The organism is Faecalibacter macacae (assembly GCF_003687725.1).
Classification (GTDB): Bacteria; Bacteroidota; Bacteroidia; order Flavobacteriales; family Weeksellaceae; genus Empedobacter; species Empedobacter macacae.
The window spans coordinates 235,782-257,062 of record NZ_RDOJ01000001.1; the positions used below are offsets into that span (position 1 = coordinate 235,782).

Sequence of the window (21,281 nt, forward strand, 5' to 3'; positions counted from 1 at the left end):
AGCTGCCCAAATAGGACAGCTTTTTAAAAATATTTAAAAGAATGTATCTAATTATTTAACTTCTTCGAAGTCTACATCTTCAACACCATCTGCTTTCGCGTCAGTACCTGGTTGAGCTTGCGCACCACCTTGTTGACCTTCGTTCATTGCAGCGTACATTTCTTCAGATGCAGCATTCCAAGCGTTGTTTAATTTTTCCATTGATGCGTCGATAGCAGCAATATCTTGAGCTTGGTGAGCAGCTTTAACTTCAGTTAATGCGTCTTCAATTGGTTGTTTTTTATCCGCTGGAATTTTGTCTCCGTATTCAGATAATTGTTTTTCTGTTTGGAAAACTAAAGCATCAGCAGCATTGATTTTTTCAATTCTGTTTTTAGCTTCTTCATCTTTAGCAGCATTTTCTTGTGCTTCTTTCTTCATTCTTTCGATGTCAGCGTCAGATAAACCAGAAGATGCTTCGATTTTGATCGATTGCTCTTTTCCAGTTCCTTTATCTTTAGCAGAAACGCTTAAGATACCATTCGCATCAATATCAAAAGTAACTTCGATTTGAGGAACACCACGTGGTGCTGGTGGAATATCAACTAAGTCAAAACGTCCGATTTCTTTGTTGTCATTGAATAAAGAACGCTCTCCTTGTCCAATTCTTAAAGTTACCGCTGGTTGGCTATCAACAGCTGTAGAGAAAGTTTCAGATTTTTTCGTAGGAATAGTTGTATTCGCTTCGATTAATTTTGTGAAAACTCCTCCTAATGTTTCGATACCTAAAGATAATGGTGTAACGTCTAATAATAATACGTCTTTTACATCACCTGTTAATACACCTCCTTGGATAGCAGCACCTACAGCAACAACTTCGTCTGGGTTAACACCTTTAGAAGGTTTTTTACCGAAGAAACTTTCTACTTCCTCTTGGATTTTTGGGATACGAGTAGATCCACCAACTAAGATAACTTCATCTATATCAGAGATTGATAAACCTGCATCGTTTAATGCTTTTTTACATGGTTCCATAGAACGACGTACTAAATCAGCAGTTAATTGATCAAATTTAGCACGAGTTAAAGACTGAACTAAGTGTTTTGGTCCTGTTTCGTTCGCTGTAATATATGGTAAGTTAATTTCTGTTTGTGCAGAAGAAGATAACTCAATTTTAGCTTTTTCAGCAGCCTCACGTAAACGTTGTAAAGCCATTGGATCTTTCTTTAAATCTACGTTTTCCGTCGCTTTAAATTCGTCAGCTAACCAATTGATAATAGCGTCATCAAAATCATCACCTCCTAAACGAGTATCTCCGTTAGTAGCTAATACTTCGAAAACTCCGTCACCTAATTCTAAGATAGAGATATCAAATGTCCCTCCTCCTAAATCGTAAACTGCGATTTTTTTGTCAGAATCAGCTTTATCTAATCCGTAAGCTAATGCAGCAGCAGTAGGCTCGTTGATGATACGCTCTACTTTTAAACCTGCAATTTCACCAGCTTCTTTAGTTGCTTGACGTTGTGCGTCATTAAAGTAAGCAGGAACTGTAATTACGGCTCTTGTTACTTCTTGACCTAAGTAATCTTCAGCAGTTTTTTTCATTTTTTGTAATGTCATTGCTGAGATTTCTTGTGGAGTGTACATACGACCATCGATTTCAATACGTGGTGTATCGTTATCTCCTTTTACCACTTTGTATGGCATTGCTTCTGCATCAGAAGCGTCATATTTAGCTCCCATAAAACGTTTTACAGAGTAAATTGTTTTTGTAGGGTTAGTTACTGCTTGACGTTTTGCTGAATCTCCTACTTTTCTTTCACCTCCTTCAACGAATGCTACGATAGATGGAGTAGTTCTTTTTCCTTCTGCATTAGGGATAACTACTGGCTCGCTACCTTCCATTACAGATACACAAGAGTTTGTTGTTCCTAAGTCAATTCCAATAATTTTGCTCATATTATTATGTATTCTTTTATTATTAAAATAATGTTTTACTAATTTTTATGTTCTGATTACTCAGATACGACTCTATATAGACAATCTTTGTGCCAAGCAAAAAAAAAATGACATTAGTTAATTATCAAATGTCATGTTGTCATAAATCTATATTTCTGATAGTGAACTTCATTGCTAAATAGTCAGTTTTTAAATTTTTACTGACACTTTATTTTATAAATTAGCCAATCTTTAATCCATTTTCAACTTTTCGTTCTGGATTTAAAAGTATGACATCTTTATTATTACCATACACACCCATAACTAAACATTCGCTCATAAATGTTGCTATTTGTTTTTTAGGGAAATTAACGACTGCTATTATTTGTTGATTGATTAAATCGTCTTTGGAATAAAGAGTAGTGATTTGAGCTGAACTTTTTTTAATTCCTAAAAGGCCAAAATCGATTTCTAATTGATAAGCAGGATTTTTAGCTTCAGGAAAATCATTTACTGAAATAATTGTTCCTACTCTAATGTCTATTTTCTCAAAATCAGACCAAGAGATTGTATCGATTTTTTCTTCTATATTTTCTGGTTGAGGTTTTTCTTTAGCATCAATTTCATTTAATACTTTTTCAACATCAGTTTTTTGATCTGCGTATTTCAGTTTTAATTCATCCGACATCTTATCATAATACGTAATCGCTTTTGCACCGAATTGTTTTACATAAAAATCTGCTAAAACAGGAATGCTTGGAAATTTCTCATGAAAAATCATTTCATGATACGCTTGCCATTCGCGTTCTTCTCTAACTTCAACTTGATTATCACCCGAACGTTGATATACATGATACATTTCGTGCATCAATAAATTAGCAACTAAAGCTAAATCAAAATCTAAAATATTCCTCGGAACTTTAATTTGAATTCCAGTTTTTTCAGCACCTTCTGCAGTTAATAATACCCCTTTTGTATTGATTTCATCTCTAAAGTCAAAACCTGTAAAAACAGAATGTTTTAAATCAAATTGATCCATTATTTCATACAAGGCTTCTATCACTAAATTGTGTTTTTTTAGATATAGAATTCTTTCTTTAAACTCGGTTGTAATCATCGTTATTTATAGCTTAATATCAAATATATAATCTTATTTTTGATAAGTTTTAAAAATTATCATGAAGAAATTACTACTTGTTCTGGGATTATTGTCGGTTCAATCACAAGCTCAGATTTTAAATCATAAACAAGAATTTACACGCCAAGATACTTTAAGAGGTTCTAATACTGAATTTAGAAATTGGTGGGATGTTAAACATTATAAAGTTTCGGTTGAACCTGATTTTAAATCAAAATCAATCAAAGGAAATACAACGATTGCTTTTGATGTTATTGCAGATCGTAAAACAGATTTGATGCAGATTGATTTACAAGAACCAATGCAGCTTTCTTCAGCAAAAATTAATGGAAAAAAAATTAAGGATTTGAAACGAGAAGGAAATGTGTATTTCTTGAACGTTGGTAAATCTTTGAATAAAAAGGATAATCAATTAGAATTAACTTACGAAGGAAATCCGCTAGTTGCTAAAAAAGCACCTTGGGATGGTGGTTGGATTTTCGTAAAAGATGAACAAGGTCGCGAATGGATGTCGGTTGCTTGCCAAGGATTAGGTGCAAGTGTTTGGTTTCCGAACAAAGATTATGGTGCAGATGAACCAGATAATGGAGCTGAGTTAGAAATTATTGTTCCGAATGATTTGGTCGGAGTAGGAAATGGACGTTTAGTTAGCCAGAAAAAAATAGGGAGCAAAACGGCTTACACTTGGAAAGTTACCAATCCGATAAATAATTATAACATTATTCCTTACATCGGTAAATATGTTAATTTTAAAGATACATATGAGGGTGAAAAAGGAATATTGGATCTTGATTATTACGTGATTGATTATAATTTAAATAAAGCAAAATCTCAGTTCGAGCAGGCGAAACAAATGTTAGATAGTTTTGAACATTGGTTTGGTCCTTATCCTTTTTATGAGGATTCTTTTAAAATGATTGAAAGTCCACACTTAGGAATGGAGCATCAATCAGGAATCGCTTATGGAAATAAATACATGGATGGATATTTAGGACGAGATTTATCTGGAACTGGTTGGGGATTAAAATGGGATTTTATAATTATTCACGAAGCCGGACACGAATGGTTTGGAAATAATATTACGCATAAAGATGTAGCCGATATGTGGATTCACGAAGGGTTTACATCATATTCAGAATCTTTACACACTGAACATCTTTTCGGAAAACAAGCTGGTGCAGATTATGTAAAAGGAACTCGTAAGTCAATCGAAAATAAAAAACCTTTGATTGGAGTTTATGGCGTACATCAAGAAGGACCCGGCGATATGTATACAAAAGGTGCGAACATGATTCATACGTTTAGAACATGGCTAAATAATGATGAGAAATTTCGTCAGATTTTACGAGGAATGAATAAAGAATTTTATCATCAAACCGTAACAACAAAACAAATTGAAGATTATTTAGCAAAAGAATCTGGATTGGATTTAACTGCTTTCTTCAATCAATATTTAAGAACGAAAGATGTCCCTTTATTAGAAATTAAACAAGAAGGAAATTCTATTTTATATAGGTATTCTAAAATAGTTGATGATTTTACTATGCCGCTGCGTTTAGAGAATTCTAATGTAACATTATATCCTACAAAAGATTGGAAGGAATTAAAGGAAGGAAATTTTAAATCATCATTTGATATTCAAGTCGATTCTAATTATTACATCGATACGTTTGTGATTAAATAATACAGAATTAACTCCTGACCTAAACTTAAACTAATATGATACAGAGAATAAAACACTTTCCTTTATTATTAAGGATTGAAGGAAAAAAGAATTTTATTTTAAATTTATTCGATAAGAATAAACAGCGAATGATTATTCACGAAAATTCTTTTTTTAATATTCATACATCAAGTAAAATACAAGTTTATTCGAAATTTAATATTAATAAAAAATGGGTCAAAAATGACCCTAATAAATCGTTTATTGTATTAAAAAATAAAGCAACATTAGTTGTAGATAAATTTGATATTTATTCTGGTGCAAATATTAGCGTTAATGAAAATGCCTTCTTAAAGTTAGGATCAGGATATATTAATTATAATGTAAATATTGCTTGTTTTGAGAAAATTGAAATTGGATATGATGTAGCAATTTCAGAAAATGTAGTTATAAGAGATTCAGATAATCATCAAATAGTATCTTCAAATCATCAAATGACAAGTCCAATCAAAATAGAAGATCATGTTTGGATTGGTACAAATGTTATAATCTTAAAAGGAGTAACAGTAGGTGAAGGGAGTATTATAGCTGCAGGATCTGTTGTAACGAAAGATATACCTAAAAATTCTCTGGCTGCTGGAATTCCTGCAAGAGTTATAAAATCAAATGTAGAATGGAAATAGACTTACGTAGGAATTTAATTGAAAAAAATAATTATTGAGTTAGAATAAAAATCATCAAATAGTAATTGATGATATTATAAATTTGTAGCATGAAAAAATATATTGCTTACGCAATTGCTTCAGGATTATTATTAGCAGGTGGATGGCCATCACATGGTTTTCCTCTGTTATTATTCTTTGGTTTTGTACCGTTAATGTTAGCTGAACATCAGATAACGCAACGTGCACAATATAAAAAGAAATGGATGAAAGTGTTTGGGTTATCTTACCTAACATTCGTAATCTGGAATGCAATTGTAATTTGGTGGTTGCACTTTGCACAACAAGTAGATGCGAATGGAGAATTTCAAAACTCTTGGGTTTCTTATATAGGACCAGTTTTAGCCAATTCTCTATTAATGTCAATCTGTTTTCAGTTGTATCATTTCGTGAAGAAAAAAGCTGGAAACTTATATGGTTTAATTTTTTTACCTGCCGTTTGGATGTCTTTCGAAAAGATGCATCTAAATTGGGAATTAGCTTGGCCGTGGTTTAATTTAGGAAACGGGTTTGCTAAATTTTACGAATGGGTACAGTGGTACGAGTTTACAGGTACGTTTGGTGGCACACTTTGGATTTGGTTAGTTAATATTATTGCGTTTTACTATATCACAGCATATATTAATAAGAAAGATTTCAAATATGTAAACAAATTAGGAATGTATGTTATTCCTATGATTGTTGTACCAATTGGTATATCTTATATCATGTATGTAACGCACGAGGAAAAAGGAGAGCCTTTGCATGCATTAGTTGTTCAGCCAAATTTAGATCCATATACAGAAAAGTATGAAAAAGATGGATTAGAAATTTATGATGATATTAGACGATTAGCGATTCAATATATAAAACCAGAAACGCAATTTGTTGTAGCGCCAGAAACAGCAATACCAGGTTCATCATCTTTGATTTTTGATAATATGTATAATGATTTGATCATTCAAGATATTAGAGAATGGACAGGGCAGAAGAAAGATTTAAACTTTGTAACTGGAGCATCGGTAATGCGAATTTACCCTTCTCCAACTTTAGCATCAGAAACAGCATCTGTTATGCGAGACGGGATTACATGGTATGATTCATTTAATTCGGCTCTACAACTGAATTCTACAGATTCAATATCGATTTATCATAAATCAAAATTAGTCGTTGGAGTAGAAAATTTTCCATATCGTAGCATTTTAATGCCAATTATTGGAGAATTTATGCTTAACTTTGGCGGCACAACAAAAACATTAGGTATACAACCTAATCGTTCTGTTTTCAATAATAAAACAAACGCCGCTTCTGTTGCTCCGATTATATGTTACGAATCGATTTTCGGAGATTATGTTACAGAATATGTGAGAGAGGGTGCAAATGTTTTATTCACGATGACCAATGATTCATGGTGGGGCTACACCGACGGACATCGACAATTACTATTATATGGTAATTTAAGAGCCATTGAAAATAGACGCGCTATCGTTAGATCTGCTAATTCTGGCGTTTCGGCTTTCGTGAATCAGCGAGGAGATATCATGAAATCGATCCCATACGGAGAGCAGGGTGCCTTAAATGGAACAGTCTTGATGAATAGTGAGTTAACGTTTTATTCTAAGTACGGTGATTATTTAGCGAGAATAGCTTTATTGATAATGGGAATTATCTTAGCTTATACTTTCGCTCAGAATCTGCTGTACAAAAAGAATGTGAAAAAAATAAAGAAATAATAACCTTTTGGGTTGTATAAGTAATTTATTATTTGTTACTTTGCACTCCGTTTATAAATAATAAGACAATAAAGAAATGTCAAAAGTTTGTCAAATTACAGGTAAGAAAAGATTAGTTGGGAACAATGTTTCTCACGCTAACAATAAAACAAAGCGCACATTTGAGGTAAACTTATTCTCAAAGAAATTTTTTATGCCAGAAGCTGGTGAGTGGATTACTTTAAAAGTTTCTGCACACGGTTTAAAAACTATCAACAAATTAGGTGTTGATGAGGCTGTTAGACGTGCACGTAAAGAAGGTTTAATCAAATAATTTAAGACACGATGGCTAAAAAAGGAAACAGAGTACAAGTTATTTTAGAGTGTACAGAGCATAAAGAAAGTGGTATGCCGGGAATGTCTCGTTACATCACTACAAAAAACAAAAAAAATACTCCAGATCGTATTGAATTAAAGAAATTTAATCCAGTATTAAAGAAGTATACAGTTCATAAAGAGATTAAATAATAAAACTTTAGACGATGGCAAAGAAAACCGTAGCAACATTACAAACTGGGTCAAAGAAAATGACTAAAGTTATTAAAATGGTAAAATCTCCAAAAACTGGAGCTTACGTATTTGTTGAAAAAGTAGTAAACGCTGACGAAGCAGATTCTTTCTTCGCGAAATAATCCTTTTGGCATTACTTACAATATAATATAAAGCTGTTCTATCAAATAGAGCAGCTTTTTTTATTGTTCTAATTTATTGTATCTTCGTACAGAATTTTTAAGATAAATTAACTTTTAATGAGTTGGTTCAAGAAAATATTAGGTAAAGAAAGTAAAGAGAAGTTAGATGAAGGTTTAGAAAAAACCAGTACATCATTCTTCGATAAAATATCTCGCGCTGTTGTAGGAAAGTCTAAAGTAGACGATGAGGTTTTAGATGATTTAGAAGAAGTTTTAATTTCTTCTGATGTTGGTGTTGAAACTACTTTAAAAGTGATTAAGCGTATTGAAGAACGAGTTGCTCGTGATAAATACGTATCTACTTCTGAATTAGATAATATTTTACGTGAAGAAATCGCAGGATTACTTTCGGAAAATAATGTAGAAGATACAAATGGTTTTGCAATACCAAAGAAAAACGTGCCATATGTAATTATGGTTGTTGGAGTTAATGGAGTTGGTAAAACAACAACAATTGGTAAGTTAGCATCTCAATTTAAATCGCAAGGTTTGAAAGTTGTGTTAGGAGCGGCAGATACTTTCCGTGCGGCAGCAGTAGATCAGTTAGTGATTTGGGCTGAACGTGCAGATGTGCCAATCGTAAAACAAGCAATGGGATCTGATCCTGCATCGGTTGCATACGACACAATTCAGTCGGCAGTAGCTCAAAATGCAGATGTTGTTTTAATTGATACAGCTGGTCGTTTACATAATAAAGTTAACTTGATGAACGAGTTATCTAAAATTAAACGAGTTATGCAAAAAGTTATTCCAGATGCGCCACACGAAGTAATGTTGGTGTTAGACGGATCAACTGGTCAAAATGCTTTCGAGCAAGCGAAACAATTTACACAAGCAACAGAAGTCTCATCTTTAGCAGTTACTAAATTAGATGGTACAGCAAAAGGTGGAGTTGTAATTGGTATATCTGATCAATTTAAAATTCCTGTAAAATACATTGGTGTTGGTGAAGGAATTAATGATTTACAAGCTTTCAGTAAAATGGAATTTGTAGATTCATTTTTCAAAAGAAATAAATAGTTACCTGTAAAGTTATAAATAGTAAAGCTTCCTTTTTGGAAGCTTTTTTTTGTTTGATATTCAAAATATTTATATGAAATACAATAAGATAGTTATTTACTTCTAAATCTTAAATAATTTATTTAGAATGTATATTGTTGTAAATAAGTGTGTTAATATTTTTTATATAAAAACTTTAGTCGTGATTTATAAATCATGACAATAATAAACTCTTTAATTAGGTTATTATTATTATTGAAGTAATTAACGTTAATGAAGAAGTTGTAGGTTGCAAACTATAGCTAAAGAATTAAAAACTAAATTACTTTAAAAATGAAAAAAATGTTATTAGCAAGTGCATTTGCACTTTTTGGAACTTTCGCAATGGCGAATGAAAAAACGGAGTTACAATCGGAGTTAAAATCTGAAACAGTTGTTGAAGTTTTTGGATGTACTTATAGTGTAAGAACAATTACTTATAATAGTTGTGGTGGGGTTTTAAGTGATGTTACAAATAATTATTGGTTTGAAGGTAATGGTTGTGAGGGATTATTTATGGAAGTAAATAGAAATTATTCTGGAGCACCATGTGGTAATCCATACGAGGAATCAGTTCCAGGTTATTAATACTAATTTGCACAGCATTAAAATGCTGTGCATTATTATAAAATTATGAAAGCACTTGTAAAATTATTACTTCTATTATTACCTTTAATAGTTGTAGCTCAGCAAAACAATTTAGTAGAATATCAATTCATTAAAAAAGATGGATTTAATGAAATTCAAAAAGAATATTTAGTTTTTAATGATTCAGATTTGTATTACATAAATATAAAAAACGATGAAAACTTGATTTTTGAGGATCCTAAATTAGATAAGACTAAAATTAATTTTGAACCAATCTATATCGATTTAAAAAGAGATACTTTGTATCAAAATCGTCTTGGGATTAAAGAGAAGAATTCAAGTAAAGTTGCTTGGTTTATTTTAGCAGAGGAAAAGCCAAAATTAGTTTGGGAAATCACTAAAGAATCGAAAAAAATATTAGGTTATACAACGTATAAAGCAACGGCCAAATTTAGAGGAAGAGATTACATAGCTTGGTTTACTCCAGATTTATCATATAATTATGGACCATGGAAATTAAATGGATTACCTGGTTTAATTTTGAAAGCTGATACAGATTTGTTTTCTTACGAGGCTAAACGAATTGTTTTGAATTCGGATAAAATAAATGCTTTTTCTGAATGGTCTAATCTTAAAAATAGAAAGAATAAATTATCAATTAAAGAAATAATTGAAATAGAGAATAATTGGTTAGAATATAACCGAGCTAACATTTACGCATCTTTTCCACCAGGAGTTAAAATTCAAGAAAAACCGTTGAGAGCAGATGTACGAGAATTAACATTAGATGAATAAATCATTTTATATCATAATATTTTTCCTATTATCATCTATAGTTTATTCACAAATTACTGGAATTGTTAAAGATGATAAAGGAGTGTTATTGCCTAATGTCAACATAATTTTATTAGATTCTATTCAAGAAATCGAAGCGTTTGCAATTTCAGATAAAAATGGAGAATTTAAAATTGATGATTTTTTATTAGGAAATAAAACCATTCAAATAAAACGAGCTACTTTTCAAACTATTGAAGAGGATTTAATTATAGATCGAAAAAGTATAGATTTAGGAGAGTTTGTACTTATAAAAGAAGATGCAATCGCTCTAAAAGAAGTAATCGTAAAAGCAGAATATAATCCATATAAAAAAGATACAGCCGAATTTGATGCTTCTAAGTACCGTACAGGAAAAGAAATGAATGTGGAAGATTTAATCAAAAATATTCCTGGAGCAACGGTTGATAAAGATGGTAGAATAAAAATTGGAAAAAAAGAAGTTCAATCGGTTTTGGTTGAAGGTGATGATTTGTTTAATAACGGATATTCTATTTTAACACAAGCGATGAACGATCAATCCGTCGCAAAAATTCAAGTGATTAATAATCATACCAAAAATAAATTGACCAAAGATATTTATGATACAGATGCATTAGCAATTAATTTGATATTAGATGATAAAGCTAAAAACAAATGGAATGGTAGTGCAACTTTAGCTTCTACAAGTTATGTAGAAAATAGGCATCAAGTTCGTTTAAATTTGATGAATTTTTCGAAGAAAAGGAAATTCGTCTCAATATTTAATTACAACACCATTGGTTTTGACGAAATGAAAGGGGTTAATTATCTCATTAAAAATCAATTTACATCTGCGTATAATTTTGACTTGATTGGTACAAATAACACTTTACCAAATTTGGTGAATTTATACCAAGATAATTACTTATTCGAAGATAATCGTACCAATTTCAACAACGATAAAATTGGCGTTATAAATGCGATTAATAATTTTAAATCAAGCAAATTACATATTTTGGGTTTGTATAATCGTATTGAAAAAAATAATTACATCGATGAAATTGAATCCTATAATGATAATACAATTCAGTTTACCAATACTCAAAAAAGTCATTGGAATAAAAAGATAGATAATTATTTTACCAAAGTAGAATGGAACAAAGAGCTTAATTCAACTTCTAATTTTACTATCGTTAATCGTTCGTATTATTTAAAAGAAATTAATGAGAATACTTTTTTGTTCAACTCAAATGATATTTCGCTAAAAGGAAATAATGCAACAACATCATTAGAAACACAAGGAATCTATACCAATAAGATAGATAGTGCGAGATTAATAACTGTTGTAGCGAAACATTTGTTTGAGAATAGACCTTATCAGTTTGTCGAGTCGAATCCGATTTTTGGAGAAGTCTATTCTGATTCCCAAATTTCTCATTTGAATCAAGAAATTGATAATAAACAAAATTATTTGGGTTTAAAAGGAACGTATTTTCATAAACTTTCGGATAAAGAAAATTATTATTTTACAATTGGTTCAGAATATCAAAACATTGATTTAAACAGCGAATTTTTTGGTTTGAATGAAGATTTTTCTTCTCAAATTGCGTTGGATAATGCAAAAAATGATTTAAGTTTTAGACAGTTTAAAGTATTTTTAGAACCAGCTTATTTAAAAGAATGGAAAGCTTTTCGTTTGAATTTAAAATTACCAATTGAATATTTTTCAACCTCAATAGCTAATGATTTAGATGATAAAAGCAATCGTTTAACTTTATCTCCAAAAGTCGATTTCAGTTATGAAAAAAGAAAATTTGGAAAAATTGCTTTAGGATATACTTATCGTGTAATACCAACTTCATTCGAGGTCTATTATCAAGAAATGATTTACAAAGGAAATCGTCAATTTGCAAAAAGTAATTTATCAACTTATCAATTATTTGGAGGATCTCAAGTTAATTTAAACTATAGTCGCTCAAAAAGTTTAAACAATGGTATTGATTTCAACTTAATTTATCAAATTCAAGATAAAAATGTTGGATATAATTCAATCTTTCAACCTAATTTTTCAATCAACAATAATGTACTTGTAGAAGGTTCTGAGATGTGGATGCCTTCAGTTTCATACAAATATTTTTGGATTCCAATCAAATCAAAAATTCAAATCAATACAAGTTATACTTCTGTAAAAAGTTCGTCGATTGTCAACGAAAATTCGATTAGAAATCATTTCAATAGCTATACCATAGGACTAGAAATGAAATCTGGTTATTCGGGAATATGGAATTATGAACTAGGTGGAAAATTTTCATTTAATAAAAATAAAAATCAATTTAATTCGAATGATTTTAGGAATATTGATGCTTACGCAAATGTATATTTTAACCTTTCGAAACAGACTACATTAGATGTTAGTTACGAGTTTTATAATTTTGGTGGACAAAATCAATCATCAACTAATTTTTTAGATCTAAGGCTTTATCATAAAATCCCAAATTCTAAAATGAAATTATTTGTTTTGGCTAATAATTTATTAAACAATAAATCTATAAATCGTAATATGATTACGCCCATTAGTGAGCGATTTTATACCCAAAGATTATTACCACTGCATATTTTGTTAGGATTTAACTTTAATTTTTAAGAATACTTAGTATAAAAATTATATATTTAAGTTTATTCTTAATTCTATGAAATATAACTTATTACTGATTTTCTATTTTATTTTTTTTTACGTAAATGCTCAAACGGTACAATTAAAAGTGATTGATTATTCGACTAAAAATCCTATTGAAAATGCTGATGCTTATTTTACAATTTCGACAGAAAGTTATATTTCTGATAAAGATGGGAAAATTTCAATGAATTTAGCTCATGTTAATCCTACAGAAGAATTAATTGTTTCTAAAAAAGAGTATCAAAGTGCTAGAATAAATGCTACATCGATTCAATCAAATTTGATAATTAAATTAGAAAAGATTGAAGAAATTGATTTAAACGAAGCGTATTTCACGAATTTAAAGACAGAAGATATTCTTAGAAAGGTTATAGAAAACTATGACAAGAATTTTAATGTAAATAAGTTTTATTTTTTAGTTGATCTGAAACAGAATTTTAAGATTGATACAGTTTATGAAAATTATATTAATCTAAATCTTCAATTAAAATTTGATAAAGGAAAGGTGAAAGCTAAATCGAGTGGAATTGTTAAAAATAAACATGAAAAAGGAATTGCCCCTTTGAAATTAGATTTTGATAAATCTGATTATTTTAAACATTTGTATGTACTTGAAGGGATAAAATCTGTTTACGATAATTTATTAAAAAATCAATACACTACATCAAAACTCGGTTTTACGGAATATGCTGAAAAAAAGATGTACGAGATTCATTTAGAAAACAAAGAAGGAAGTAAAAATTATTTTTTGATAGATAGGGAAACTTTTTCTGTTGTTGAATATAAATTGAATTTAAACAATAGAATAAAAACGAATAAGAATACACCTTTACAAAGAAATGGAATAATATCGTTTAGATACAGACCATATCAAGATGCTTGGGTATTGAAAGATTCTGAAGTAAATTTTAAAATGTATTTAGAACAGGCTAATAACCAAATTTTAGAAATTGATTTTTTTCATCAGATTTCATCATGGAATTTTTCTAATAAACCATTTGAATATTTTAACAAAACGATAGATCTAAATCAGAATTTACATGATAGATTTTGATCAAGCAAATAAAAGTCTCTTATTGCAGGTTTTTATCAAATAATATTATAAATGAAATTTCGTAAATCATAAAATACAAATTATTAATAGTAATAGTTTTATCAGATATGATCGAGAGAATTTTGACCGTGATTGATGTTTCATGACCAGTATTATTTTAGTTATTTATAAGTTCGTCGTACTTTTAAAATAATTAATGCTAATATGAGTTATAGATTAAAAACTGTGGCTTAAAATAAAAAAGGGTGTTCTTTTGAACACCCTTTTTTACTACTCTTTATTTTTGATTAATTATATTTCACTTAAGAATTTTAAAGTATCAATGTTATCAGCATAATCCGTTAATGTTGGGGTTTGAGTTTTCCCAAATTCAACATAGTTTGGATTATCCTTCATATCATGTCCAACTACACATTGGATTTGATCTTCGTTTTCTGCTAAGAAAGATTTCACAGTGTTTAAATCATCATAGATTTCGTAATTGACAACAGCAATTGGCGAATGTATATTTTGATCTTTCTTTAATAAAACAAAGTTATTATCTAAAAAATCGTCTTTACCTAATAAGTAAATTGCACGGTTGTAATCGTAATTATTCGCATATTTTGGATGATTAATTACAATATCGGCCCATTCAATAACATTCTCAAAAAACGTTGGAATTTGATCTTCTGATTTAAAATAGATTTTAGTAATATTTCTGCATCCTAAACCAAAGTAACGAAATACATCATTTCCTAATGCTTTAAAATCTTCTAATGATTCAGTACCGTTTAAAACAGCAACCGAAGTTCTATTTTTACGAATAATGTTAGGAACTTTAGAAAAATATTGTTCAAAATAACGAGCAGTATTGTTGCTTCCTGTAGCAATTACAGCATCAAATCCTTCTAAACGCTCTACTATCTGAATGATTGTATTAAATTCAGTGTCAAGCGAACGTAAAAATTTGATTATAAATAGCATCAATTTATCATCTTTTGACGATGTTTTAACTAATGCATTGTGACCTGAAATTACAACAGATAATAAATCGTGAAAACCTACTAATGGTAAATTTCCAGCCATGATAATTCCTACATTTTTAGCCTCTTTTGGAGTTTCATATTTAGAAATCCATGTTGATAAACTTTCGGTAGTTAATGCTTCTGCCCAATTATCTAAAGCAAAAAATACATTTTCTTTTGTAAACCAATTATTATAAGCTTCGGCATCGCTTAAAGCGTAACCAATTTCTTCGTCCAAATCTTCAAACATAGTTATTAACTCGTCTGATGCTGGTTGCGTCTTATTTGTAATATATTTAAATAGTTGTGCTAATTGGTTAAATGCTGAAATCCTTTTATCGATTGTCATAATACTTAAAAAATAAAATGTAATTTTGTAGCTACAAATGTAGGAATTAAAAAAGAGATATAATGGCTATTATTATAACAGATGAATGTATAAATTGTGGAGCTTGTGAACCAGAATGTCCAAACAACGCAATTTATGAAGCTGCTGTAGATTGGAAATATTCTGAAGGAACTGCTTTGTCTGGTCGTATCGTTAATATTGACGGTGTTGAGTTAGATGCAGATGATGTACAAGATCCAGTTAGTGATGAGGTTTATTACATCGTTCCAGATAAATGTACAGAATGTAAAGGGTTCCACGAGGAGCCACAATGTGCTGCTGTTTGTCCAGTAGATTGTTGTGTGCCTGACGAAGACCACGTAGAAAGCGAAGATCGTTTATTATCTAAAAAAGCTTTTTTACACGCAGAATAATACCTTAAAAGTATAAAACACAAAAAATCCCTTTCAGCTGAAAGGGATTTTTTTATTTCATATATTCTTGAATAAATTCGGGTGTGAAATGTTCAAACTCTAAATCTTTAGGTTCGTCTTTCCCATTAAAGAGTAAAACAGCAAAAGTTTTATCAGTTAAATTAACATCGTATAATTTTCCTTCAGCTGTAGAAAATGTTATGATTTCGTTTGCTAAGCGATCAATAGTTTCAATTTTATTTTGTTCTAATAGTTGATTCGCTTCATTCAAAAATTGAGCACCATCACCATAATAAATTTGATAATCTTCGCCCATTATTTTTTTAGCTTCCTTTAATTGCTCCTCAGTTGGTGCAACTACAACTGCCATTGGTCTATCTACTACAAAGTTTTTACCAACAGTAATTTCACCATCAGCATTTTCGTGTATTTTATCTGTGTTCTTAGCTTCTTCGCAACTAAAGAAAAGTCCAGCTAATGTTAATAAAAGTAATTTCTTCATTTTTAGTGTTTGATATAAATATAAAGAAAAAAGGTTAAAATATTTCTATTCTAACCTTTTTGATACTTATGATATTTAAGAATTATATTCTTATTTATATTTTTTCTTTCGGATAAAATATCCAGCTGCAGCTAAAAGTGCTATAATCCCTATCGGAACTATTAAATTAAGCTGTTGCCATGTTTGTTTTTCAGACAATACTTTAGTTTCACTTAACAACGGAATCTCTAATTTACGATTACGTAAGGCTAAAAAATCTTCATCACCTAATAAATAATCCATCGCATTCATTACAAATGTTTGATTTGCGTATGTTGTAGGGCGAGCTTCAGGATTATCAGGACGAACAGAATATTTATCTTCACCTAATCGCATTGGTATTCCTCGCCAAAGGTGATTTTTTAAAACATCTCCGTCTGATAAAACAATCATTTTACCATTAGTAGATTGTCCTTTGAAGTTAGGAATCTCTTGACGTTCGATTCTTGATGCGTATGCAGATTTAAAATTTCCTTCCAATAAAACTGCCATTGGGATTTTTCCCATTTGGTATTCGTCGTAATCCTCTATATCAACTTCGTCAATTGAAAGATAATTTAACGCTGGTTTCATCGTCGTTTGTGGAGAAGTACTTAATAATACAGTTTGTTTGATATTAGGATTCTCTAATAACTCAATTGGATTAGCAAAGTTAAATAATACAGGATCTAAATTATCTGTAATTGGATTTGGATCAGCTGTCATTCCTAATTGGAAATATGGCCAAGTGTAATAATTGTAGCTTACATTTCCGGCAGTTTCTCCATCAGCTAAAACAATTTTTCCACCGTTAAGATCTTTGATAATCGTACTATGTAAACGAACTCCGTAATTGAATAAGAAATCGTTGATTTTTAAATCTCTTGGAAAAGCTAAGATTTTACCCGAACGGAAAATAGAATCCATTTCGGCATCAACAGTTTCAACGGCCCAAATCATTTTACCGCCATTCATTACATATTGATCTAAAACCATTTTGTCTTTGTCAGAAAATGGAAGTGTAGGTTTTGCTACAATTAATCCATCAAAACGTTTTAAACTATCAATATCTTCAATATCTAAACTAAATTTTTTATTCGCAATTGGATTTAGATAAATTTCAACATCATATTTTTCAGATAATGCACGTCCTAAACCTTCGATATTTTGTTGAGGTAATTCGTCATGATGAACGATAAAACCAACTTTTTTACGATTTGTATTGGTGATTTTCTGAATCTTTTCTGCAAATAAATATTCTAATTTTTCTGTAGAAGCAACTGCTAAATCTTCAAATGGAGTAGAAGGGTCGTTAACTAAAACCTCCATCCACATGGTTTTTTCTCCGTATGCTAATCTTGCATAAGGATAAACATTAAGAACACCTTTATCAGTTTTGATAGGAATAGCCACAATTCCGGCTTGTTCCATTTCAGATGTAGACATCTCTAAAGGATCTACAAAACGATATTTTATTTTAGGATTTTTCTCTTTTAGCTCTTCTAATAAAAACTGAATCTCATTTTTTAAAATTCTGTAATTACCAGTTAAATCGCCACCTAAAAGTATATCGATTTGTAATTCTTTATCAACATTTGCTAATAAAAGATTAGAAGTTTCTGTAAGTGTATATCGTTTGTCTTGTGTTAAATCAAAACGTTTGTATACGAATTGACTTACAATTAAAACCACGATTAATATCGCAAATACTACGAAGGATTGTTTGTTTAATCTTTTCATCGCACTATTTTTTGATTTGTAAATTGATGATTGAAACTTGTAATAAGATTCCGATTATAACAACGAAATAAGCTAAATCTCTTGTGTCAAGAATTCCTTTCAAGAATTGTTGATAATGAGAATAACTTCCTATTTTTTGTACATAATAATCTGCTGAACCTAATAAATTATAAGAAGCCAAGCCTTCGAATCCGTAATAAATAATAAAACAAGAAAGTACAGCAAATACATATGCCATAACTTGATTTTTAGTTAAACTAGATGTTAGGATTCCGATAGCAGCAAATAAACTTCCTAAAAGAAATAATCCGAAGTAACCATTATATATAGCACCATAATCTAACGATTGATCTGATAGAATAAAGTTTTCTAATGTTAAAGTAAACAAGAAAGTTCCTAAAAGACAAAAGATGATAATACTTAAAACAGCTAAAAATTTACCCCAAATAATTTGATAGGTTTTGATAGGTAAAGTAAAAAGCCAAAGTAATGTCCCATTAGTTTGTTCTTCAGCAATCATTTTCATTGTTAAAGCAGGTACCATGAACAAGAATATCCAAGGAGCTATAAAAAAGAAACTGCTTAATGAAGCATTTCCTGTATTAAATACATTAAATTGGTTATCAAAAAACCATAGGAATAATGCAGATACAAGGACAAATGCTAATGCAGAAAGATATGCTGTAAATCCTAAAAAGAATTGTGAGAATTCTTTTTTAAAGATAGTCCACATAGTTATTTTTTGTTATTAATGTTAATTAAACGAACAATTAGCATAAGTATTACACCAGCTCCAAAAAAACTAATGATTGACCAGTGCCAATATTCTCCAAAGTAACTTTTTTGAATGACTGCAAACACAATTACGAAAAGTAAAATTGTAGCAACCTCATTCATCATTCTTAACTGTACAGAAGTATATTTAAAAACTTTGTTGTGTAGTTGTTTTAAAGTTCTCCAACACCAGAAGTGATAAATCAATAGAACGGAAACCATTCCTAGTTTACTTTTCATCCAAGCAACATTCAGTAACGCAGGATTTTTCCAAAGCATATTAATACCCATTACGACTAGTATGATTAAAGCTGGAGCTGTAATTACATTCCAAAGCTTTTTTTCCATAAAAGTATATTGCTCTTGTAAAATAGACTTTTTAGGCTCGTCCATCGTTTGCGTTTCGGTATGATAAATCATTAAACGAACAATGTAAAATAAACCAGCAAAATAGCTAACTACAAAAATAACGTGGATTGCTTTGTATATAAGATAATTATATCCCATAAAATATTTAATTCTTACTTATAGATTCAAGAAAGATTAATTCTCGAATTCAATTGTTATTGTATCTCCCTTTTTTAGTCCCATTAATTGATTTGCAGCACCAGTAATTTCAGGATTGCTTTTATACAATGTAACTTCTAAAAAACCTGCCGAATTAAACAAACATAAAGTTCGTGCCATTGCTTGGGTTTCCTTAGAAAAATCTTGAACAATTTTGTGGTAATGATCAAAAATCTCATTTACGTCGGTCATTGAATAATCCTTCTGGCGCAAAACAATTTTATAATCTCTACCATTTGCAATTTCTTCAAAATAATTACGTGTTATATTCGTAATAACATTACCAAATCGATCAATGTAAATAACGTAACCTGTAATAATTTTTTCATCACGATAGTTTGGTTTTAACTCGTTTAAGATTTTAATCTTTTTACGTTTTTGACCAACCAATGTTGGTAAACCACCTCTTGCAATGTGACAAGCTACAGGAACAAAAGTTGTTTTTTCAGGAAACAAGCTGTCCAAGCTCTCAGGGTTTATAGTTATTTCGAAGATTTCTTCTGGTTGATGATTCTGACAAATCAAGGATAATATTCCATTATCCGAACAAATAAAATAGTGTCCGTTGATACGAGCACAAATAGGTCGTTGGTCTGGTGTACTTAACGAGTTTACTCCAATAATATGGATTGTCCCAGTCGGGAACTCATGGTACGAATTACGAATAATGTAAGCAGCCTCTGAAATATCATAAGGACTTACGTGGTGCGAAATATCAACAATGGTAACGTCCGACAATTCTTTCAGAATTGCTCCTTTAATGCTAGATACAAAATAATCTTTTACACCAAAATCGGTTGTTAACGTAATAATTGCCATTATTCTTATAATACTTAGCAAATATATTGTTTATTTTTGTGTTAGTTAATACAAAACAATAGCACATTTGACTGAAATTAATATTGAACTTACTGAAATTAATGCACAAGACTTCTATGGTCCTAATAATGAGCATTTAAAGAGGATAAAAGAATATTATCCTAAACTAAAAATTATTGGTAGAGGAAAGGTTTTAACCGTTTTCGGAAACGAAGATGAATTGATTGTTTTTGATCAAAAAATCGCAAGAATTATTCAACATATTCTAAAGTATAATCGTTTAAGTGGTCGTGATTTAGAAATTATTATGACAGAGGATAAAAACGAGCTACTTCAAATGAAAAAAGAGGACGAAATTATTGTGCATGGAGTTAATGGAAAATTAATTAAAGCTCTTACTCCAAATCAGCACAAATTAGTTCAAACTGTATACAACAAAGATATGGTTTTTGCTATTGGTCCTGCCGGAACTGGAAAGACGTATACTGCGGTGGCGTTAGCTGTTCAAGCGTTAAAAAATAAAGAAGTTCGTCGAATTATCATGACTCGTCCTGCGGTAGAAGCTGGAGAAAATTTAGGTTTTTTACCAGGTGATATGAAAGATAAACTTGATCCATATTTACAACCATTATATGATGCGTTACGAGATATGATTCCGCACGAAAAGTTAGAATCTTATACAGAACGTAGAGTGATAGAAGTGGCACCATTAGCATTTATGCGTGGGCGTACGTTAGATGATGCCTTTGTTATTTTGGATGAAGCACAGAATACAACTTATGCGCAAATGAAAATGTTCTTAACGCGTATGGGGAAAAATTCAAAGTTTATAATCACCGGAGATCCTGATCAGGTAGATTTACCACCAAAACAAAAATCTGGTTTACGTGAAGCTTTACATATTTTGAAAGGTGTTAACGATATCGGTTTTATTTATTTGGATGATAAAGATGTCGTAAGACACAAAATTGTTCGTGAAATTTTAAAAGCTTACAAATCATCTGAAGATAAAGAAAGAGAGAAAATAGAGATTAAATAGAATACCTATATAAATGAA

21 protein-coding genes are annotated in these 21,281 nt (G+C 30.4%); 13 read left to right on the forward strand and 8 right to left on the reverse strand.

The genetic code is table 11. The features are described from left to right. Window positions 1-51: 51 nt before the first annotated feature. Both dnaK and EAH69_RS01155 read right to left on the reverse strand, forming a co-directional pair. Window positions 52-1,938, reverse strand: coding sequence for a molecular chaperone DnaK (gene dnaK, locus EAH69_RS01150; protein ID WP_121933367.1), 1,887 nt, complete (start codon window positions 1,936-1,938; stop codon window positions 52-54). A gap of 220 nt (window positions 1,939-2,158) precedes the next feature. Beyond that, entirely contained in the window at window positions 2,159-2,494 is a 336-nt protein-coding gene (locus EAH69_RS01155) for a tRNA-binding protein (RefSeq protein ID WP_230466656.1), read from the reverse strand. Window positions 2,495-3,095: 601 nt separating this feature from the next. Here EAH69_RS01155 and EAH69_RS01160 point away from each other — a divergent pair. From EAH69_RS01160 to EAH69_RS01210, 11 genes are all read left to right on the forward strand, one after another. Continuing rightward, window positions 3,096-4,739, forward strand: a complete 1,644-nt coding sequence (locus EAH69_RS01160; protein WP_121933368.1) for a M1 family metallopeptidase — start codon at window positions 3,096-3,098, stop codon at window positions 4,737-4,739. A 35-nt stretch (window positions 4,740-4,774) separates the two neighbouring features. After that, window positions 4,775-5,401 (forward strand): acyltransferase, encoded by a 627-nt coding sequence (locus EAH69_RS01165; protein WP_121933369.1) that lies wholly within the window; start codon window positions 4,775-4,777, stop codon window positions 5,399-5,401. An 89-nt stretch (window positions 5,402-5,490) separates the two neighbouring features. Further along, window positions 5,491-7,152, forward strand: a complete 1,662-nt coding sequence (gene lnt / locus EAH69_RS01170; protein WP_121933370.1) for an apolipoprotein N-acyltransferase — start codon at window positions 5,491-5,493, stop codon at window positions 7,150-7,152. Between the two features lie 76 nt (window positions 7,153-7,228). Further along, the gene (rpmB, locus tag EAH69_RS01175; RefSeq protein ID WP_121933371.1) at window positions 7,229-7,465 is read left to right on the forward strand and encodes a 50S ribosomal protein L28; all 237 of its coding nucleotides are present in this window, start codon (window positions 7,229-7,231) and stop codon (window positions 7,463-7,465) included. A gap of 11 nt (window positions 7,466-7,476) precedes the next feature. Next, window positions 7,477-7,659, forward strand: a complete 183-nt coding sequence (rpmG, locus tag EAH69_RS01180) for a 50S ribosomal protein L33 (RefSeq protein WP_084018523.1) — start codon at window positions 7,477-7,479, stop codon at window positions 7,657-7,659. 14 nt (window positions 7,660-7,673) lie between these two features. Then, window positions 7,674-7,823, forward strand: coding sequence for a DUF4295 domain-containing protein (locus tag EAH69_RS01185; RefSeq protein WP_019974156.1), 150 nt, complete (start codon window positions 7,674-7,676; stop codon window positions 7,821-7,823). 117 nt (window positions 7,824-7,940) lie between these two features. Continuing rightward, window positions 7,941-8,903 (forward strand): signal recognition particle-docking protein FtsY, encoded by a 963-nt coding sequence (gene ftsY, locus EAH69_RS01190; RefSeq protein ID WP_121933372.1) that lies wholly within the window; start codon window positions 7,941-7,943, stop codon window positions 8,901-8,903. A gap of 312 nt (window positions 8,904-9,215) precedes the next feature. Then, complete coding sequence (locus tag EAH69_RS01195; RefSeq protein ID WP_121933373.1) at window positions 9,216-9,509, forward strand: hypothetical protein; 294 nt, start codon at window positions 9,216-9,218, stop codon at window positions 9,507-9,509. A 45-nt stretch (window positions 9,510-9,554) separates the two neighbouring features. Further along, entirely contained in the window at window positions 9,555-10,304 is a 750-nt protein-coding gene (locus EAH69_RS01200) for a GLPGLI family protein (protein ID WP_121933374.1), read from the forward strand. Continuing rightward, window positions 10,297-12,948, forward strand: coding sequence for a peptidase associated/transthyretin-like domain-containing protein (locus EAH69_RS01205; protein WP_121933375.1), 2,652 nt, complete (start codon window positions 10,297-10,299; stop codon window positions 12,946-12,948). The genes EAH69_RS01200 and EAH69_RS01205 overlap by 8 nt, the downstream gene beginning before the upstream one ends. Window positions 12,949-12,994: 46 nt before the next feature. Continuing rightward, window positions 12,995-14,035, forward strand: coding sequence for a hypothetical protein (locus EAH69_RS01210; protein ID WP_121933376.1), 1,041 nt, complete (start codon window positions 12,995-12,997; stop codon window positions 14,033-14,035). Window positions 14,036-14,326: 291 nt separating this feature from the next. Here the strand turns inward: EAH69_RS01210 and EAH69_RS01215 are convergent, their stop codons facing one another. Continuing rightward, on the reverse strand, window positions 14,327-15,391 hold the full coding sequence (locus EAH69_RS01215; protein WP_121933377.1) for an acyl-CoA reductase: 1,065 nt from the start codon (window positions 15,389-15,391) through the stop codon (window positions 14,327-14,329). A 62-nt stretch (window positions 15,392-15,453) separates the two neighbouring features. Between EAH69_RS01215 and EAH69_RS01220 the strand changes: the two genes are divergently transcribed. Further along, window positions 15,454-15,804, forward strand: coding sequence for a 4Fe-4S dicluster domain-containing protein (locus tag EAH69_RS01220; RefSeq protein ID WP_121933378.1), 351 nt, complete (start codon window positions 15,454-15,456; stop codon window positions 15,802-15,804). Window positions 15,805-15,856: 52 nt separating this feature from the next. Here the strand turns inward: EAH69_RS01220 and EAH69_RS01225 are convergent, their stop codons facing one another. The 5 genes from EAH69_RS01225 to EAH69_RS01245 form a co-directional block, all read right to left on the reverse strand. After that, window positions 15,857-16,306, reverse strand: a complete 450-nt coding sequence (locus EAH69_RS01225; protein ID WP_121933379.1) for a hypothetical protein — start codon at window positions 16,304-16,306, stop codon at window positions 15,857-15,859. Between the two features lie 90 nt (window positions 16,307-16,396). After that, window positions 16,397-18,064, reverse strand: coding sequence for a gliding motility-associated ABC transporter substrate-binding protein GldG (gene gldG, locus EAH69_RS01230; RefSeq protein ID WP_121933380.1), 1,668 nt, complete (start codon window positions 18,062-18,064; stop codon window positions 16,397-16,399). Between the two features lie 4 nt (window positions 18,065-18,068). After that, window positions 18,069-18,797, reverse strand: a complete 729-nt coding sequence (locus EAH69_RS01235; RefSeq protein WP_121933381.1) for an ABC transporter permease subunit — start codon at window positions 18,795-18,797, stop codon at window positions 18,069-18,071. A 2-nt stretch (window positions 18,798-18,799) separates the two neighbouring features. Next, window positions 18,800-19,345 (reverse strand): CopD family protein, encoded by a 546-nt coding sequence (locus EAH69_RS01240; RefSeq protein ID WP_121933382.1) that lies wholly within the window; start codon window positions 19,343-19,345, stop codon window positions 18,800-18,802. A gap of 36 nt (window positions 19,346-19,381) precedes the next feature. After that, a complete protein-coding gene (locus tag EAH69_RS01245; RefSeq protein WP_121933383.1) occupies window positions 19,382-20,224 on the reverse strand; it encodes an SAM hydrolase/SAM-dependent halogenase family protein in 843 nt (280 codons plus the stop codon). Between the two features lie 67 nt (window positions 20,225-20,291). Between EAH69_RS01245 and EAH69_RS01250 the strand changes: the two genes are divergently transcribed. Continuing rightward, on the forward strand, window positions 20,292-21,263 hold the full coding sequence (locus EAH69_RS01250; RefSeq protein WP_121933384.1) for a PhoH family protein: 972 nt from the start codon (window positions 20,292-20,294) through the stop codon (window positions 21,261-21,263). Window positions 21,264-21,281: the final 18 nt, after the last annotated feature.

Excerpts from the sequence above, each read along its gene's own strand:
- dnaK (WP_121933367.1), bottom strand. The coding sequence starts at position 1,938 with ATGAGCAAAATTATTGGAATTGACTTAGGAACAACAAACTCTTGTGTA.
- EAH69_RS01160 (WP_121933368.1), top strand. The coding sequence starts at position 3,096 with ATGAAGAAATTACTACTTGTTCTGGGATTATTGTCGGTTCAATCACAA.
- EAH69_RS01165 (WP_121933369.1), top strand. The coding sequence starts at position 4,775 with ATGATACAGAGAATAAAACACTTTCCTTTATTATTAAGGATTGAAGGA.
- lnt (WP_121933370.1), top strand. The coding sequence starts at position 5,491 with ATGAAAAAATATATTGCTTACGCAATTGCTTCAGGATTATTATTAGCA.
- rpmB (WP_121933371.1), top strand. The coding sequence starts at position 7,229 with ATGTCAAAAGTTTGTCAAATTACAGGTAAGAAAAGATTAGTTGGGAAC.
- rpmG (WP_084018523.1), top strand. The coding sequence starts at position 7,477 with ATGGCTAAAAAAGGAAACAGAGTACAAGTTATTTTAGAGTGTACAGAG.
- EAH69_RS01185 (WP_019974156.1), top strand. The coding sequence starts at position 7,674 with ATGGCAAAGAAAACCGTAGCAACATTACAAACTGGGTCAAAGAAAATG.
- ftsY (WP_121933372.1), top strand. The coding sequence starts at position 7,941 with ATGAGTTGGTTCAAGAAAATATTAGGTAAAGAAAGTAAAGAGAAGTTA.
- EAH69_RS01195 (WP_121933373.1), top strand. The coding sequence starts at position 9,216 with ATGAAAAAAATGTTATTAGCAAGTGCATTTGCACTTTTTGGAACTTTC.
- EAH69_RS01200 (WP_121933374.1), top strand. The coding sequence starts at position 9,555 with ATGAAAGCACTTGTAAAATTATTACTTCTATTATTACCTTTAATAGTT.
- EAH69_RS01205 (WP_121933375.1), top strand. The coding sequence starts at position 10,297 with ATGAATAAATCATTTTATATCATAATATTTTTCCTATTATCATCTATA.
- EAH69_RS01210 (WP_121933376.1), top strand. The coding sequence starts at position 12,995 with ATGAAATATAACTTATTACTGATTTTCTATTTTATTTTTTTTTACGTA.
- EAH69_RS01215 (WP_121933377.1), bottom strand. The coding sequence starts at position 15,391 with ATGACAATCGATAAAAGGATTTCAGCATTTAACCAATTAGCACAACTA.
- EAH69_RS01220 (WP_121933378.1), top strand. The coding sequence starts at position 15,454 with ATGGCTATTATTATAACAGATGAATGTATAAATTGTGGAGCTTGTGAA.
- EAH69_RS01225 (WP_121933379.1), bottom strand. The coding sequence starts at position 16,306 with ATGAAGAAATTACTTTTATTAACATTAGCTGGACTTTTCTTTAGTTGC.
- gldG (WP_121933380.1), bottom strand. The coding sequence starts at position 18,064 with ATGAAAAGATTAAACAAACAATCCTTCGTAGTATTTGCGATATTAATC.
- EAH69_RS01235 (WP_121933381.1), bottom strand. The coding sequence starts at position 18,797 with ATGTGGACTATCTTTAAAAAAGAATTCTCACAATTCTTTTTAGGATTT.
- EAH69_RS01240 (WP_121933382.1), bottom strand. The coding sequence starts at position 19,345 with ATGGGATATAATTATCTTATATACAAAGCAATCCACGTTATTTTTGTA.
- EAH69_RS01245 (WP_121933383.1), bottom strand. The coding sequence starts at position 20,224 with ATGGCAATTATTACGTTAACAACCGATTTTGGTGTAAAAGATTATTTT.